This is a genomic window from Legionella sp. km772 (genome assembly GCF_003989735.1).
Lineage (GTDB): Bacteria > Pseudomonadota > Gammaproteobacteria > Legionellales > Legionellaceae > Legionella.
In genome coordinates, this window is sequence record NZ_RZGQ01000073.1 from 1 (window position 1) to 15,000 (window position 15,000).

A 15,000-nucleotide genomic window follows, 5' to 3' on the forward strand; every position below is an offset into this window, starting at 1 on the left:
TGGAAAATCAAATAATCACTATAAAGATCAAGCATATCCATTTAATTCCCTCCCTAAAATTAAGGGCGGAATTCTAATGCTTTTTAGTCAAACTACAAGTTTATGTGCGTAACATGAGTTCCTTAGCTGAATTTTCAATGTTCAAGAAATTAATTAGTACAAGGAGGTCATCATGACTAATCAATTTAAACCATCCCAAAAAGATGTAACTAGGAATAAAGAATCCACAAAAGCTGAAAAGCGCTTGAATGTAGGTGTGGGTCATAAAAATCCAATAACTACCAAATCTCCTGATATAAACAAGGAAGTAAAAAATCCTAAGTAGTGATAAGTAATTTTTAAACCTTTGATTACGGCATAATCCGGTATTGCTTTTGGAGCTTCCCATTCTTCTGCAGTACCGGATTATTATTTTACAGGAAGAGTCTAACAAGCTCTTGAATTGTTTTTAGCAGTTCATCGCAATATTAAACCTTTATCTTTTAGGGTAATCAAGAACTGATATCTTTGTTTCCAGCGCGTATTCTTTATTAACAAGTTGTTAATCTACAAGGAGATGCAAATGGATAGAGATATACGCCCGGAAAATCCCATACAAAACTTAATTAACTCCAATTTTAAACTCTTAAAAAACATTCCGCATTGGGGTTCTACAGGCTTGATGCCCTCCCCATTGCTAGAGCGATCTATCAATTTATGGGCTGAAAATAGTCAAATTACCATTGAATACATGCAAGATCTCTTTGAAAACTTCCAGATGGCTTGGCTAGATAATGAGGAAGGGAATGAGCCGCAAAAAGGATATAAGCATGACCATGAAGAAATTGATAGAGCAAGAACTGGCAAAATAAAAAACAAAAGAAACAAAACAAGCGCTAATGCACAAAAGTAGAACACTAATCGTTCATCTGAACATGCCACCTTTAATAAACAATAGTTGCAACTAAAAATAAGGATTTTCTTATGACTATTAATTTCTCAAATTTATTATTAAATAAAGGGGTACCCCTTAATAAACAAAAATTTACTTGGAAAGAATTAGCTGATAAGCCTATCTCGAAATTAGACGATGATGCCTTTACCCGCGTCCGGATAATACTGATGAATGGGATCGAGTTGGACGCTCTACGCTTAAAGCATTTTTTAGCTAGGTTTAATAAAGAGATTCAGCTTCCTTTAGCGGAGATAAGAAGAGTAGAGCAACATCAAGCGACCTTAATTAATTGGCTGCTCTCTGCAGATCACTCCCCTATCGAAACGACCATTGCTTATGAGCAAGTTGCCATTGAGGTGACCGCCGCAGTAGCGCAAAGTGAACCTGATCCTTATCAAGCGCAAACCTATCGCTTCGGGCTGCTAGAAGATTTCGATCATCTTTATCGCTATGCGGCCTTATTAGATAGATTAGAAGGAAAAGATGCGAATAATATTTTACAAGGCTATACCGATATTATTCCGGGCCGTGTTACCAGCGAACACCATCGAGCTCCTCAAGATGATTTAAGAGAGTCTTATAATAAACATAACGCCACTCTTATCACAAAGATCCATGCAGCAATGATTACGGGTGCGGAATATCAAACCCATGATTATTATATGAATATCGGACCCACTTTTGCTGATCCCGTGGCAAGACAGCTTTATGCAGAAATTGCCTCTATAGAGGAGCAACATGTTACCCAATACGGCTCGCTGATGGACCCCGATGAAACCATTATGGAAAAATGGCTTATCCATGAAGCCACTGAGGTCTATAACTATCTAAGTTGTATGGAACAAGAAACAAACCCCCGTATTAAAGCGATATGGGAGCGATTTCTTGATTATGAATTAGGCCAGCTCCATGAAGCTTGTCAATTTTTTAAAAAAATTGAGCAAAGGGATCCGCAGGAATTATTGCAAGGAAACTTACCTAAAATGGTTGAATTTAAAAGCCAGCGGGCTTTTGTGCGGAAAGTTTTAGAAAAAGAAGTTAATTTGCGCGCAGACGGAATTAACTATGTCGATAAATCCCAAGAGAGTGTAGCTTCCCTCAAATATAGAAAACAACTCAATTCAGCCGGTGTTCCTGCGGAAATAATATCAGCAGGATATACATGGAAACCAGGCACTGAATTAACTATTAATTAAGGGGTCGAAGATGGATAAATTAAACATGGATGTAATTAATTGCACCGGGGCTCAATTCTCCCCCACTAATAAAAAGAAAATGTTAGAAGCGGTAAAAAAATATCCGCCTGATATTGAGGGCGATGCCTTTGTTTTAGCTAAGGAACGTGTGCAAAAGTGCAAAGAAGCAGATCCTATGGGAACCGTTGCCCTGTATAACGTCATGAAGAATAATCATAAAGATTTATCACCAGATAGTGAAATTTTTTTAGATAAATTAGGTGAACGATTGGCTTATGAGCGCTCTGGAGTACGGTTTTATGAAGCAGCTATTGCTAAGGCCGATGCTTTTAAAAGAAAAGACTTAAGTAAGGAAATGCTCCACATTAAGGAAGAAGAAGTACAGCATATGGTTTTAGTTAGTCAAGCAATTACACGCTTAGGGGGCGATCCTACCGAGATGACACCTTGTGCTGATCTTAGCGGGGTAATGGGCCAAGGATATATGCAAGTGCTTACTGATCCTAGAACCAATATTGCGCAAACTTTAAATACCTTGTTGTCCATTGAGCTAACGGATAATGCGGCTTGGGAGCTTTTAATTAATTTAGCTCTTAAAAATGACCAGGAGAAAATTGCTCAGCAGTTCCAAACTGCCTTGGAGGAAGAAGAAAAACACTTAATTATAATTAAACACTTATTAGAAAATGAATTGCAAATAACTAATAAATTTTCTTAAACATTTGAAAGGAGATACTCGGTGAAAAAGAATAATCAAAGCGGAAAAGCTTATAAAGAATTAGGTGATTTGGGTTTAGGCAAATTAAAGCCCACTGATGTGGTAAATAAGGCTAATAATAAAGAGAAGAAAACCTATGAAAAAAGGCCCGAGCAAAACCCAGGGAAAGCCCTTTAGCTCCAGTAATTTAAACTTGAGCTGACCTGCAGACAGTTCTGAAAACAGGTCATGGTCAGATCAAGTTTGAACTACTACCACTTAGAGAGAGTGAGTTTCACCTCAATTCCATCCCATTCATCCTGAATTAAGTCAGGCCATTAATAATCGGTTTTTAATCTGTAAAATAATGTAATTCGAGTACACTTTATAGCCAAGCTATAAAAGGTAAAATAATTTAGCCATTCCTTTTTATATCTTTTTCCTTTTGGCCTTTTTTATCAATACCGCCTTGTCTTTGGCCTCTTTTATCTGTTTCATGCTCAATAGGACGTTTTATATCCTGCTCATTTTGGTGACGATAAGATTCATTATCTTTGAGTTTTTCCTTGTTCATAGTAATCCTCATTACATAGGAGTCATTAAATATACGATCCGTTATTACTACAGCAGGCCGAATTAATTAAAGATAAAATTAAAGGGCCGAAGCCCTTTAATTGTTTTTTATTATTTTATTTTCCCCCATGTGAATTCTCACCACCTTTTTTTCTATCTTCAGTAGTTAAGTTAGAACCTCTGCCACCACCATGGGAGCTTTGCCCACCTTTGCGGCCTTTTTCACTCATATCTTGTTTTGCCGCAGCTTTTTTTCCACCTTCTGTTGTTCCAGTCATCATATTCTCCTTAAGAATGTTTAATATTTTTACAATTCTAAGTCTAGTTCGTAGAGAATATCTTTCTATAATATGTTTCCTTAATTTATCGAGGTTAACTGGGAGAAATAATTAATTAAATTAATATAATACAGTGAGTTATGTACGGTATGCCTATACAAAACGTTTAGGACTATTGGCCTATTAGGCCAATAGTCCTTAGCCCAATTAATTGGGAACCTCCTCTTTTATAACCTGTTGCTTTTGTTTTCCTAAACCAGTGATACTCAACTCCACCGTATCGCCAATTTTTAAATACTTATCTTCGCCCCAAGATTTGGCATTGCCGGGCGCCGAGCCCATTGAAATCACATCACCGGGATAGAGAGTAAAGAATTGACTTAAATAAGCAATAATTGTTTCATCATCATTAATATAATCATTCGTTTTAAAATCTTGCCTTAACTCGCCATTGACCCATAACTGTACATGGAGATCTTTGGAGTTAGGGATTTCATCGCGAGTCACTAAATAAGGACCCAGGGGCGCTGCATTATCAAAGCCCTTCCCTTTAGTATATTGTTTATCAAGCGTCTCGAATTGCCAAAAACGCTCGGATAAGTCATTAACACAGGTATAACCTAGAATATGTTCCTTCGCATTTTCCTTTTTAATATATTTCCCCTTTTTACCAATCACAATTCCAAGTTCAGCCTCCCAATCTAATTTTTTAGTTAAAGGGGTAAATAAAATAGGGTCATTAGGACCACAAACGGCACAAGAAGGCTTTAAAAAAACCATCATTTCATTATTATCAAGTGGCTTTGCCCCCATTTGTTGGGTATGTAGTAAGGAGTTATAACCAATACAAATGAATTTTCCCGGTTGATTTATACAAGATGCGATCCGAACATTCTCAACAATTGGGAAATTTGCGCTATTGAGATGCTGCAAAGCTGAGATCTTATCCAAAGTACTTGGACTAAGATCGCTAATAAAGGACGAAAGATCCCGTATTTGCCCTTCCTCATCAATTAAGCCTGCTCTCTCCTTTCCGGCCTCACCAAAACGTAATAACTTCATAACTACACCTCCTGTTTTGTGTAGTATAGCATTTTAGGTAGAGAGATAAATTTATCTATTTTACAAGGCAGAGTGGAGAAAAATAATAAAGCCGCCTATCTTAAGTAGTATAAGAATATTAAAAGGATAATAACCATGACACAGTTTCCACGGATGGGGGCATTTTTAGCCACTCTATTTATTGCCACATCAATTCACGCGGCGGACAAATTAGGGATGCGAGGAGGACGGTATTGCGAAGTTATTATAGGCACCTCGCTGACCAAATATGCGGTCTATAATACCTGGGGATTAAATAATTGTCCGGAAGATAAATGGAGCCACCTTACAAGCGCTGAAGTAAAAAAGGAAACTCAAGCTTCGCGCATCCATTTAAATGGTCCGCGTTATTGGATCATTGATGGCTTCAAAAATACCAGCCTCATTAACCCTAGCACCCGGATGATTGGTGGTATTGCCATGCGTGAAGCAGGAATAATACATCTAGACCTTATGACCCTATTAGGAGCAAAAAAATATTATCAAACGCATGAAGTAGATCGCAAAACCACCTGGATCTATCAAGCAAATAAGCCAGTCTATGAGCTAATTGACCCTAAGGGTAGAGTCTATGTCATGCAGTCCTATAGTATTGAACTGAAGCCTCAAACAATGCAATCATTAAAAAATCTTGGCGATAAATTACAATTACCTCAAGGATGGAAATTTAAAACAGGCACTTTGAAAAAAACACAAACTTTAATTGCAGCTGATGCTAAAGCGATTGTTATTCAAGACGATTATCTAAATACCTATCAACAAGCTACCCATGACTTTTTACCTTAAGCCTTGTGTTTAAGGCCCAATAAAAAAATGATAAAAGGAATTGCAGATGACTAATGATAAACAGATAAACACTCCTTCTCCTAGCCCAATACAACGGCATAAAGGATGGCTCTTAGGTTTTGGTATTGTTTTATTAATTTTAGGTTTCATTGGTTTGGGCATGGAATTTATGCTCACCTTAGCGAGCATGTATTTTTTTGCAGCCCTTTTACTGATATCAAGCCTATCTCATTTCGCTGACGCCTTTAAATATAAAGGGTTTAAAGGAATTTTATGGCAAATTTTCATCGCTTTACTCTATCTTCTTGCTTCTCTGGTCATTGTCTATGATCCACTTCTCGCCTCTACTATGATTACCGCTTTATTAGCCTGGCTATTAATTATTATTGGCATAAGCAGGATAATCATGGCTTTTTATTTAAAAGAGACACCTGGGTGGGGATATATTCTCTTCGCGGGTCTTTGTTCCCTTATTTTGGGTCTGCTCATTTTTATGCAATGGCCAATAAGTGGTTTATGGGTTATAGGAATGTTTATTGCAATTGATTTAATTATTAGCGGATGGACTTATATCTTTATGGCCTTCTCAATTCGCTCTGCTTAACAGACTCAAGGAAGGGAGCTTTTTAATTGTCCTTTCCTTAAACTTCCTCTTTAAGGTTTTACTCTCTTAAGTTGTTCTGGATAAATCTTTTGAAAGGCATTTGTAGAAAGAAATATATTATTTATATAAAATAAACCATTTTTAAGCTTGTTTTAAATACACTTAGCCTTTATAATGAATATGGGAGATATTAAAGGCACAAAATTTTCAATTTTTTTGCTTTTCTTAATATTTCTTTAAGAAAATTACGTTACTCTTCCCTCTTGAATTAGTAGTGGAGAAGATAAATGCAAGAAAAAATTGAACCTAAAAAAACTCCTGACACAGCATTAACGTATGCCAGTGCCCCCTATATAGTAAGTAACTTAGTAGCTAAAACGGCAGGGATATCCTTTACAGTTTCTTTAGTGACGCAACCTTTTCAATCGCTACTAACTCAACTGCAAATGTCAGGTACTTCAGCTGTAAGCGGTGGTCTTTTTCGCGGTTTATATCGTGGTTTCTTACCCTATGCTGTTGCAGGACAAAAACGTGGCGCCGTTGCCGTAACTTCTAAGCATGCAAACAAAGAGGCCGTTGTTGAGGAAGAAATAGAAGCTGAACTACCTTTAAGCAGGAAGTGGGCTGGAACTTTAGCTTTTGCTCAAGCTGATCACTTTATAAGTAATGCCTTATATGGAAAAGCAAAATTAACCAGTGCAGGAATAATTACGGCAGATAATTTTAAATGGTCACCTTTTAATATTTATAAATTAACCATGGTAAATTGGGGCTCACGCTCTATTGCGGGTTTTGTAAATTTCGCAGCTATTGGCTTCGTTGGTGATAAATTCAGCTCCTTTTATCATTTCGAACAGGAACTATTAAACAAAATAGCGGGCGGGGCTACCGCAGGTGTATTTGCAACCTTCTTTACCACGCTCCCGAATGCTTACGCTGATCGTAAATTATTGGCAACGACGGTTGAAAATAAACGTTTATTAACTACCTCTCCGTTCACCATGTTTCGTTCAATGGAGCAACATGTTAAAAAAGTTGGGCTTAAATCAGCAGCATCTGAGCTGGCTTACACCAATTTTTTAAGAGAATTTATTATAAGAAGTCCTCAAGCAGCATTAACTTTTGCGACCATTCTGGGAATGGATTATATGATGGGAACAGAGCCTTTGAAAGCTATTTGGCCCAAAAGGGCAATGATAGAAGATCAACCCTCTGAATCCCCAACCAAAAGAATGTAATCCCGCTATAACAAGGATGTTTTCAAATTTTTTTTCCTATAAATTTCTAAATATATCAGTGACTTTACACTCCTCCTCTTCCTTATAACCAAGATCTAGTTGCATTAGTTTTAATTTCGTTTACAATAGCTGTGTAATTTTTGAAAATAATGGCAAATTTTAATCAGGAAGAAACAATATGTCAGCAGGTCTAGGTATGGGTATGTGGAGAGTATTCTGTAATACGTCTAAAAAAGGTGCCGAAGTTCTTTTTCAGGCTTCTAAAACCAGTGTCATTGAAACAGGTCGTGCAACCGCAGGAACAGGGTTAGTACTGCTAGGATTCTTTGCCTATGATCGAGTCACTGCGAACACGCAGCCAAGGCCCCAAGTAAGCCCTTCTCCCCAAGAAATAAATATTAATTTCGATCCCTCGCCTAAATAAAGCCCGATAGAATAAGGCCTTAAGCGTGGAGAATATCCTCCCTTCTCTTTTTTAGGAGAAGGATAAAACTTTTTGCTTTTTTTATTAAATCACTTAGATAAGCTAGCCTCTTTAAAGGATCATGACACAAGCAGCGTGGAATAGGTTCTAAGCATTTTGACTTGTGCATAATAAATAAGGAAAATCACGCTGTATGCACAGACTTATCCACAGAAATTGTGGATATCTTAACCGCAATTCGAATCTCAAAAAAACTCAATATATCAGTAGCCACAAGGGTTCGTGCGAAATTATTTTGATTTTTAAGAAAGTGAGGGCTTGTACCCTATTGACACTTATCCACAGTGAAGAATCTGGATGACTAAAGCTTGAAGATGATAACCGAATAAAAATTAAAAAAACAGTCTTGACTCGCATTTATTAAATGTTTTTATAAAAATGAAAGGCAAAAAATTACCTTCAAGAGCCAGAGATGCGCAACCAATTATTAAATGAAGTATTCTGCAATAAGTAAGGATAAAAACCGTGTCGAAGAAGGAAACTTAAAAAAATTAGGCTTAAATAGCATTCAATCCGATTAATTTTCGTTAATAGCTGTTCGTGCATAGGCCAATTTGAAGTTGGCCTAGATCAAATTTAAGTGGACCTTATAGCTTTTCTGTCAACCAGCATTCACACTAATCTGCTGAATATTCTGTTGTAAATCTAATACTTTTTCCGCAGAGTCCGTGGGTGTAGTAAATAAACGGAAACGTTGAGTGATTAAATAACTAGTGAAGCCAGTTCCGAGCATCACCACAAAGTTGGCAACATCAAGCAACAGCTGTTTCCACCCTCTATGGTTCTCTAAAACAGACAATGCGTCGGTAATCGCAAGATTAGTCTCTTCTTTGAAGGTCGCTAATTTATCTATATTACTACCCTGCTTAGTTAAAAAATCAGTTTTCGCTTTATCTAAAACTTCATATAAGGCTCTTGCTTTTAAAGCAGCCAAACGATAATCCTCGCTTTTAGTCTTTTTCGCTTCAAGTTCCTCAGTTTTTTGCAAAATAAGGGCTAAATGGCCATAAAAACCACTTTGTTCTAGAATAATTCGGGCTTTTGCTTGCTCTACATCCTGCTGCCTTTGGGACGAGGCGGTATGAATTTGGTTTTCTTTAATTACTCTAGCTTGTAGTACTTGTTCGGAAGCAGCGCTGCTAAGTAAAGAATCGCTGAATCTAGCTTCCTGATCAATTTCTTGAAGTTTAAGCAATAAAGCTTCACTTTCTCGTCTTATTGCTGATTCTGAATGGCATTGAGTTAAATCCACCTTAATAGTATTAATCCTTTCCAAATAAGATTCTAAGTGAGCCTGTGAATCAACTAAGAGTTTTTCGCTTTGTTTTGTCGCAGCAACATGAATAAGTTCTTGTTTGTTGCTCAAAGCCTCTTTAATCTGCTGCGAAAGTTCAGTTCCCTGCGTTAAGGCTAAAGCAGCTCTTACTGCCGGAGCATTTACTAGGCGATCTAATTGCGCTAAATATTCTTTTTTCTGAGTCTTTATTGCTTCTAGCGAGGACAAACCTACAAACGATAGAGGCAAAGTATCAATCGATTCAATACAAACCTCTAACACTTTTCTCGCCTCAAAGACTCGTACTTGGGCCAGCAAGCTCTCGGCTTGGCTATTAATATTGTCTGCCTGTGCACGCACTAGTTGGTTAAGAGCAAGTTGGGCTGATGGGATTAAACTCAAAGCCTCTTTTAGCGAAGGCTCCGCACTAAGCAAATACAGCTTATCCAGTAACTCTTTTTGACATTTGGTAATTTGTTGCTCAGAATTTTCCCCAGCGAAAGTCACTGCAAAATCGCGAATGCGTTGACGATAAGAGTCGATAAGCTCTTGGGCTTTATCCGTCTGAGGATTAACGATCTTAATAGTTTCTGCACTCCTGGAGATCTCTTTTTCCTTAGCTAGATAGGCCTCTTTAATTCGTCCTTGCGCCACCGGAATTAATACTAAGGCTTCCTGTAATAGTGACTCATTGCTAATTAGTTTAAGGTCAGCGTGTAACTCTACCACTCTTTTTCTTATTACTTGTTCACTGCTGTGATCAGAAAAGGACACTGTAAAATTATTTATTTTGTTTAAATAATGCTCTATCGTATCCTCTGCTCTCTGAATTAGCTTAGTTTTCCTGCCTTGTTCTAAAATAATCGCGTTATAGTCCTCTACAAATTCCTGCCTCTTAACAGCGGCCGAACGAATCTCTTTTTCTTTAATGGCCAAGGCTTGCAGCAATTGCTCCGAGGCTGCTTCGCTAAATTTCGCAGCACTTAACTCAGGCTCTTGAAGAATAGCTTGAAGTTTAAGCAATAAAGCTTCACTTTCTCGCTTTATTGCTGGTTTTGAGTGGAACTGAGTAAAGTCCACCTTAAAGTTATTTATCCGCTCCAAATAAGATTCTAAGAGTGTCCTCGAATTAACCTCGAGTTTCTTGCTTTGCTGTGCTGCAGCCTCATTGATAAGGGATTGTTTAAGGCTCAAAGCCTCTCTAGTTTTTTGCGAGAGTGCGCTTAATTGCGATAAAACTAAAGCAGCTTCTACCGTTGGGGCACTAAGCAAACGCGCTAAGTGGTCTAAATATTCTTTTTTCTGAGCCTCGATTGCTTCTAGCGAGTGCAAATCACCAAACGATAGAGGCAAACTATTAATAGATTCAATACAAAGTTCTAACACGTTCCTCGCCTCAAGGACTCGTATTTCGGCGTGTAAGTGTTCCGCTTTGCTATTAATATTTTTTTCTTGCCCTAATACAAGCTCATCAATGGCTTGCTGGGCTGAAGGAACTAAAATTAAAGCATCTTTTAGTGCTTGATCCTTGCTCAATAAATACAGCTTATCCAGTAATTCTTTTTGGCGTTTGGTAATTTTCTGCTCAGAATTTTCACCTGCGAAAGTTAAGTCAAGACCGTGAATACGTTGACGATAAGAATCGATAAGCTTTTGCGCGGCTACCCTAGAAATCTCTTTTTCTTTGGCGAGATAAGCCTCTCTAATTCTCACTTGGGCTGCAGGAATTAAGCCTAAAGCCTCTTGCAATATGCTTTCCTTACTAAGTCTTGTAAGTTCAGCGTGTAACTCTACCACTCTTTTTCTGATTACTGGTTCGCTGCTGTGATCAGAAAAGTACACCTTAAAATCATTTATTTTGTTTAAATAAAACGCCACATTAGTTTCAGCTTGCTGCATTAGCTTAGTTTTCCGCCTTAGAGCAGCCTCTCTAATGGCCTCTTGTGCCCTACTGAGCTCATATTTCATTTCCTCAGGCAAGCCGGACATTTGCAAAGCTTTTAATGCCGCACTCATTTTAGAGTTAACTACTAGGCTTGCTAAGCTATTAAGTAAGTCTTGTTTATGGTCATCAATACTCTTAATTGATTCCTTATCCTCAAAAGAAATAGAAAATTCTTGGATTTTTTTCAAACCTTGAGCTAGTTCATTTTTATAAACATCATTAATTTTATTAATTTGCGCTTCTGTATTTTCAATAATAATCTGTGCCTTTTGTTCGATCGCAGCCAATAATTTTGGCGGTACTTGTTCTTTTAGCCCTAATATTTTTTGTGCCTGAAGCAACTCTGGCTTGGCCATTAAGCTATACAATTGCTCTAATTGTTCTGCTGAACGCCTACTAATTGAAGAAATGGATACGAGCCCCTCCAACAAATCGGGCAAGAGGGTTACAGAATCAATTAATTGAGTAATAACTCTTTCAGCTTGAGCCAATTCTTCTTGGCGCTTTAACCCCGCTTTATTAATTTCTACTTCTTTCGCCTTCCAAGCATCAACCAAGGAAGAAGGATAGCGCTCTACAGATCCCAAGGTTGTTAAGGCATCTCGCAAGGCATAATTCTGAGTTAAGAGGCTAAGTGTGCGAAGGCTAGATAGTTTTTCCTTTTCAATTTCTAAAACGGTATAGGTATTATCATAAGAATAAGGAAACGCTTTAATACGCTCCCCATAATAAGCAACTGTTGCTTCTGCAGACCTTAAGGCCAAGCGTTGCTTCTCAGCCCCAAGCTCAATAGCCTTTATTTTTCCTGCAAGCGCCTCTTCAATGGTGCTGGCAAGCGCTCTGGCTTCACCCTCATCCAATTGTTGCTGAGCATCTAAAAGGGCTTTTTCGCTTATTAAGGCCTTTAATGCAGAGGTCAAGTTAATCACTTCTGGGTCAACTAAGCTTAGTGAATAAATGGTGTGGAACGTAACCGGGAAATCCTGAACTTTAGCAAGATAATCAGAAATCACCAACCGCGCTTTTTCTTGCAGGGCATTGTTTTCATCTATAGGGATAGATTTAATAAACCAATCCTTAAATGGACTTGATTCTTCTGCACGCACTTCTTCCGCAAAACTCGCAAAGTCTCTGGAAAATTTGCTGTTAAATTGCTCTATTACTTGATGATGAATAGCTTGAGCTAGCTCAGCATTAATATTACTTAATTGGAATAAAGTAAAAAATAGATCACGCGGCAGCTTAGTGCCAACATCCCTTAAAATAGTATTTAATTGACTCATTGTTAAATGCGGGGCGGGCTGACGGAGTTTTTTTATGACAGCAAGAGAAACATCAGGGTCTTTAAGAAATTGAGCCGAGCCATGAACATGCCATTCAAGGGATGCAATATCTTCAATTAAGGTTTTAGGAAAAGCCGGATTGGTTAGTAAAGTACGTAAGGATCCTGAGCGAGTAATATAATTCGAATCATTATTAAAATAATATTCAATTAAACCCCGCTCAACAATTTTTTTTGCTGCTTCCTTATCCACTTTTAATTGTTGGGCTTTTTCATCAACGGCACGGCTAAAAAGAGTAGTAAAAATTGTTTTTTCGGTTAACTCGACACTAAGTCGACTTAATGGATTAAAATTAGAAAAGCGGATAAATTTAACGATAGCAAGCAAGGACTCAATATCCACATTCTCTTGTTTAAAATGTAATTCTATTAAATTGCTTACTAAATGATTTTTGTTCAGCTCGCTGCGAGCAATAAGCGCGAGAAAATCTGTACCTTTTAATAAGCTAAACAAGGCTTCATCTTTTTCACCTAAACAACGCTCGCTCAGTAATAAAAGAGTCTCGGGGCTTAAGGCTTCATTGTTCAAAATAAAGTCGACGATTTCTATACGAGGCAAATTAACTATTAATGATTTTAGAAACTCATCTTTTCGTCCATTAGCGGCATAAAGGGCATCAAAGAAAGCTACTTTCTCCTCCGCTGACAAACGAGCCAATAAGGAGTCCATTTTGGGCATATTTTTATAAAGGGCATGACAACGCTTGATGTCTTCACTGCCAAAACTGGGCTTTAAAGCCTGATACTCTAATAATAGGGTTAAAACAGCAGGGGTATTTAAAATTGCTTGCCCCTCATCCAGCGGAAAACTTAAGAGCTGCCGCGTGAGTTGAGCCTTAGGGGAAGGTAGATTGAAAAAGCAAAATCGGTAAGATCGCGTTTTAATATCGTCCAAACTATAAGACTCTGTTCGATCGTTATACCACGGGTTTACGAGCACAAACTTATAACCACCCGCCATAGAGGAATCAGGAATTATTTTATCCAAGCGTAAACCATGTCGGCCATGAGTTTTACCAAATGCATCCTTAACACCATAATTCATACTAATATACACAGGATAATCTGGAGCTAAAGTTTTTAATTTTATTATTTTACTGATATCGCTTAAATCTTCGGTATTTACCCCAAGCAAAAGACCAACAAATTCAGTTGAGGTGCCTTGATGTCGATTTGAAACATTATGAGCAATGACACTCGCCATAATATCAGATTGATTATCCCAATCCGCCACATAATAATAAGCGCTTAAACGTTCAAGAATTTTAACCGCAAGCGAGTTAGTTTTAACACCGATAGAAGGGCCATCAATAACTTTTAATCGCTCTTTACTGATGATAAAAACATCCTCATCTCTATCTTTATCATAAAAATAATCATATTTTCCATGCAGCTTATCTACTTTTAAATGGGCGCTTATCGTTGTTCGTTTAATTCGAACTGTAATGCCATGTTCCGTTTCGGTAAATAAAGACTTTATTTTAGCAAGTCCTTCAGGACCGGAATTAAAAATACAATCTAACGACGCTAAGAAATAACAATCACCAGTTTTTCCTTGGTTAATAGTAACCGGCATACCGTCTTCTGGAAACAAAGCTGTGGGCATAAATCACCTGCAATAAAAAATTGCGTTTATAATAACAGGCTAAAATTATCAGAATATTAAGAAGTCGTTCAGACTTAATAAGACCAGCAATCTTGAGTGATTATGTCTTGGTTGGGTTTGCACCCAACCTTGAAGAGATTTGAGTTTTACTGCTTCATCGACCTTGAACAAATTTCCGGCCGCTCAGTTATTTAGTGTTAGTTGGCAAACTAGGTTGATCAAACTTATAAACAAGGCCTAAGCTGGTTTCGGTTGTTCTAAATTTAAACGAAATGGAGCCTGACTCTGGTAGACCACTGTTTAAATTATAATAAGGTTCCGCATTAACTTGTGCATACTGAGTTTCATTAAGTTCCAAACGTAAAGCAAAGCGCTCATTCACATCAAATTGGGTGCCTACCCCATAACGGAAACCATTTAACCATTTAGTACCGGTATTGGCCCTAAAAGCTGTTAGGCTACCAAGTTCTCGCAGTACATAAGAATCGCCTGCACTAAATCGGCCAGCTTCATAACCTATAATCCCATCAGGGGCTTTTCATGACTAGAAATGAACCAATTATTGTTCAGCTGTTTTTTAATCAACAGTCGACAAAAGATTCGGTAAATTTAGGCTGTGAGGCTTATTCGCTCTAAATGGTTAATAAGCAATCTTACTCAGGGCGCAGACGAACCGGAATACTAATTGCAGCATATCCAATGTTATTGCTGATACAACATTATAAAGCAAGCAAGGCTAGCAAATAATCCAAATCCCATGCAACGCGCTTTAGCCTGGATCGTACGCTGCGTTTCTTACCCTCAGGTTGTTTTATTTTAACTAACTCATGTTACGCACATAAACTTGTAGTTTGACTAAAAAGCATTAGAATTCCGCCCTTAATTTTAGGGAGGGAATTAAATGGATATGCTTGATCTTTATAGTGATTATTTGATTTTC

The 15,000-nt window shown here is 37.7% G+C and carries 14 protein-coding genes; 9 read left to right on the forward strand and 5 right to left on the reverse strand.

Annotated features, from left to right (window positions below; all coding sequences use genetic code 11):
* Positions 1–172: 172 nt before the first annotated feature.
* From ELY15_RS16100 to ELY15_RS16105, 5 genes are all read left to right on the forward strand, one after another.
* On the forward strand, positions 173–325 hold the full coding sequence (locus ELY15_RS16100) for a hypothetical protein (RefSeq protein WP_158617437.1): 153 nt from the start codon (positions 173–175) through the stop codon (positions 323–325).
* 237 nt (positions 326–562) lie between these two features.
* A complete protein-coding gene (locus tag ELY15_RS08800) occupies positions 563–892 on the forward strand; it encodes a hypothetical protein (RefSeq protein ID WP_127099297.1) in 330 nt (109 codons plus the stop codon).
* 71 nt (positions 893–963) lie between these two features.
* Positions 964–2,130 carry a hypothetical protein gene (locus ELY15_RS08805; RefSeq protein ID WP_127099298.1) on the forward strand — a complete coding sequence of 389 codons (1,167 nt, stop codon included), beginning with the start codon at positions 964–966 and terminating at the stop codon, positions 2,128–2,130.
* Positions 2,131–2,140: 10 nt separating this feature from the next.
* Positions 2,141–2,848 carry a DUF892 family protein gene (locus ELY15_RS08810; protein WP_127099299.1) on the forward strand — a complete coding sequence of 236 codons (708 nt, stop codon included), beginning with the start codon at positions 2,141–2,143 and terminating at the stop codon, positions 2,846–2,848.
* A gap of 21 nt (positions 2,849–2,869) precedes the next feature.
* The gene (locus tag ELY15_RS16105) at positions 2,870–3,025 is read left to right on the forward strand and encodes a hypothetical protein (protein WP_158617438.1); all 156 of its coding nucleotides are present in this window, start codon (positions 2,870–2,872) and stop codon (positions 3,023–3,025) included.
* Between the two features lie 217 nt (positions 3,026–3,242).
* Here the strand turns inward: ELY15_RS16105 and ELY15_RS16110 are convergent, their stop codons facing one another.
* The 3 genes from ELY15_RS16110 to ELY15_RS08820 all read right to left on the reverse strand — a co-directional run bounded on the left by ELY15_RS16110 (position 3,243) and on the right by ELY15_RS08820 (position 4,740).
* On the reverse strand, positions 3,243–3,401 hold the full coding sequence (locus ELY15_RS16110; protein WP_158617439.1) for a hypothetical protein: 159 nt from the start codon (positions 3,399–3,401) through the stop codon (positions 3,243–3,245).
* A gap of 115 nt (positions 3,402–3,516) precedes the next feature.
* On the reverse strand, positions 3,517–3,681 hold the full coding sequence (locus tag ELY15_RS08815) for a stress-induced acidophilic repeat motif-containing protein (RefSeq protein WP_127099300.1): 165 nt from the start codon (positions 3,679–3,681) through the stop codon (positions 3,517–3,519).
* A gap of 204 nt (positions 3,682–3,885) precedes the next feature.
* Positions 3,886–4,740: a fumarylacetoacetate hydrolase family protein gene (locus ELY15_RS08820; RefSeq protein ID WP_127099301.1), complete on the reverse strand. Its 855-nt coding sequence runs from the start codon at positions 4,738–4,740 to the stop codon at positions 3,886–3,888.
* A gap of 135 nt (positions 4,741–4,875) precedes the next feature.
* On the opposite strand from ELY15_RS08820, the gene ELY15_RS08825 reads away from it, so the two are divergent.
* The 4 genes from ELY15_RS08825 (at position 4,876) to ELY15_RS08840 (ending at position 7,831) form a co-directional block, all read left to right on the forward strand.
* Complete coding sequence (locus tag ELY15_RS08825; protein ID WP_233586584.1) at positions 4,876–5,565, forward strand: hypothetical protein; 690 nt, start codon at positions 4,876–4,878, stop codon at positions 5,563–5,565.
* Positions 5,566–5,611: 46 nt separating this feature from the next.
* Complete coding sequence (locus ELY15_RS08830; RefSeq protein ID WP_127099302.1) at positions 5,612–6,169, forward strand: HdeD family acid-resistance protein; 558 nt, start codon at positions 5,612–5,614, stop codon at positions 6,167–6,169.
* A gap of 287 nt (positions 6,170–6,456) precedes the next feature.
* On the forward strand, positions 6,457–7,407 hold the full coding sequence (locus ELY15_RS08835; protein ID WP_127099303.1) for a hypothetical protein: 951 nt from the start codon (positions 6,457–6,459) through the stop codon (positions 7,405–7,407).
* A gap of 178 nt (positions 7,408–7,585) precedes the next feature.
* The gene (locus tag ELY15_RS08840) at positions 7,586–7,831 is read left to right on the forward strand and encodes a hypothetical protein (RefSeq protein ID WP_127099304.1); all 246 of its coding nucleotides are present in this window, start codon (positions 7,586–7,588) and stop codon (positions 7,829–7,831) included.
* A 661-nt stretch (positions 7,832–8,492) separates the two neighbouring features.
* Here ELY15_RS08840 and ELY15_RS08845 read toward each other — a convergent pair.
* Both ELY15_RS08845 and ELY15_RS08850 read right to left on the reverse strand, forming a co-directional pair.
* Positions 8,493–14,060 carry a hypothetical protein gene (locus ELY15_RS08845; protein WP_127099305.1) on the reverse strand — a complete coding sequence of 1,856 codons (5,568 nt, stop codon included), beginning with the start codon at positions 14,058–14,060 and terminating at the stop codon, positions 8,493–8,495.
* Between the two features lie 187 nt (positions 14,061–14,247).
* On the reverse strand, positions 14,248–14,442 hold the full coding sequence (locus ELY15_RS08850; protein ID WP_127099306.1) for a hypothetical protein: 195 nt from the start codon (positions 14,440–14,442) through the stop codon (positions 14,248–14,250).
* Between the last annotated feature and the right edge of the window lie 558 nt (positions 14,443–15,000).

Bases quoted from the DNA above. Each gene is read 5' to 3' on its own strand.
- ELY15_RS08835 (WP_127099303.1), top strand. From the start codon at position 6,457: ATGCAAGAAAAAATTGAACCTAAAAAAACTCCTGACACAGCATTAACG.
- ELY15_RS08800 (WP_127099297.1), top strand. From the start codon at position 563: ATGGATAGAGATATACGCCCGGAAAATCCCATACAAAACTTAATTAAC.
- ELY15_RS08840 (WP_127099304.1), top strand. From the start codon at position 7,586: ATGTCAGCAGGTCTAGGTATGGGTATGTGGAGAGTATTCTGTAATACG.
- ELY15_RS16100 (WP_158617437.1), top strand. From the start codon at position 173: ATGACTAATCAATTTAAACCATCCCAAAAAGATGTAACTAGGAATAAA.
- ELY15_RS08805 (WP_127099298.1), top strand. From the start codon at position 964: ATGACTATTAATTTCTCAAATTTATTATTAAATAAAGGGGTACCCCTT.
- ELY15_RS08810 (WP_127099299.1), top strand. From the start codon at position 2,141: ATGGATAAATTAAACATGGATGTAATTAATTGCACCGGGGCTCAATTC.
- ELY15_RS08820 (WP_127099301.1), bottom strand. From the start codon at position 4,740: ATGAAGTTATTACGTTTTGGTGAGGCCGGAAAGGAGAGAGCAGGCTTA.
- ELY15_RS16110 (WP_158617439.1), bottom strand. From the start codon at position 3,401: ATGAACAAGGAAAAACTCAAAGATAATGAATCTTATCGTCACCAAAAT.
- ELY15_RS08815 (WP_127099300.1), bottom strand. From the start codon at position 3,681: ATGATGACTGGAACAACAGAAGGTGGAAAAAAAGCTGCGGCAAAACAA.
- ELY15_RS08830 (WP_127099302.1), top strand. From the start codon at position 5,612: ATGACTAATGATAAACAGATAAACACTCCTTCTCCTAGCCCAATACAA.
- ELY15_RS08825 (WP_233586584.1), top strand. From the start codon at position 4,876: ATGACACAGTTTCCACGGATGGGGGCATTTTTAGCCACTCTATTTATT.
- ELY15_RS08845 (WP_127099305.1), bottom strand. From the start codon at position 14,060: ATGCCCACAGCTTTGTTTCCAGAAGACGGTATGCCGGTTACTATTAAC.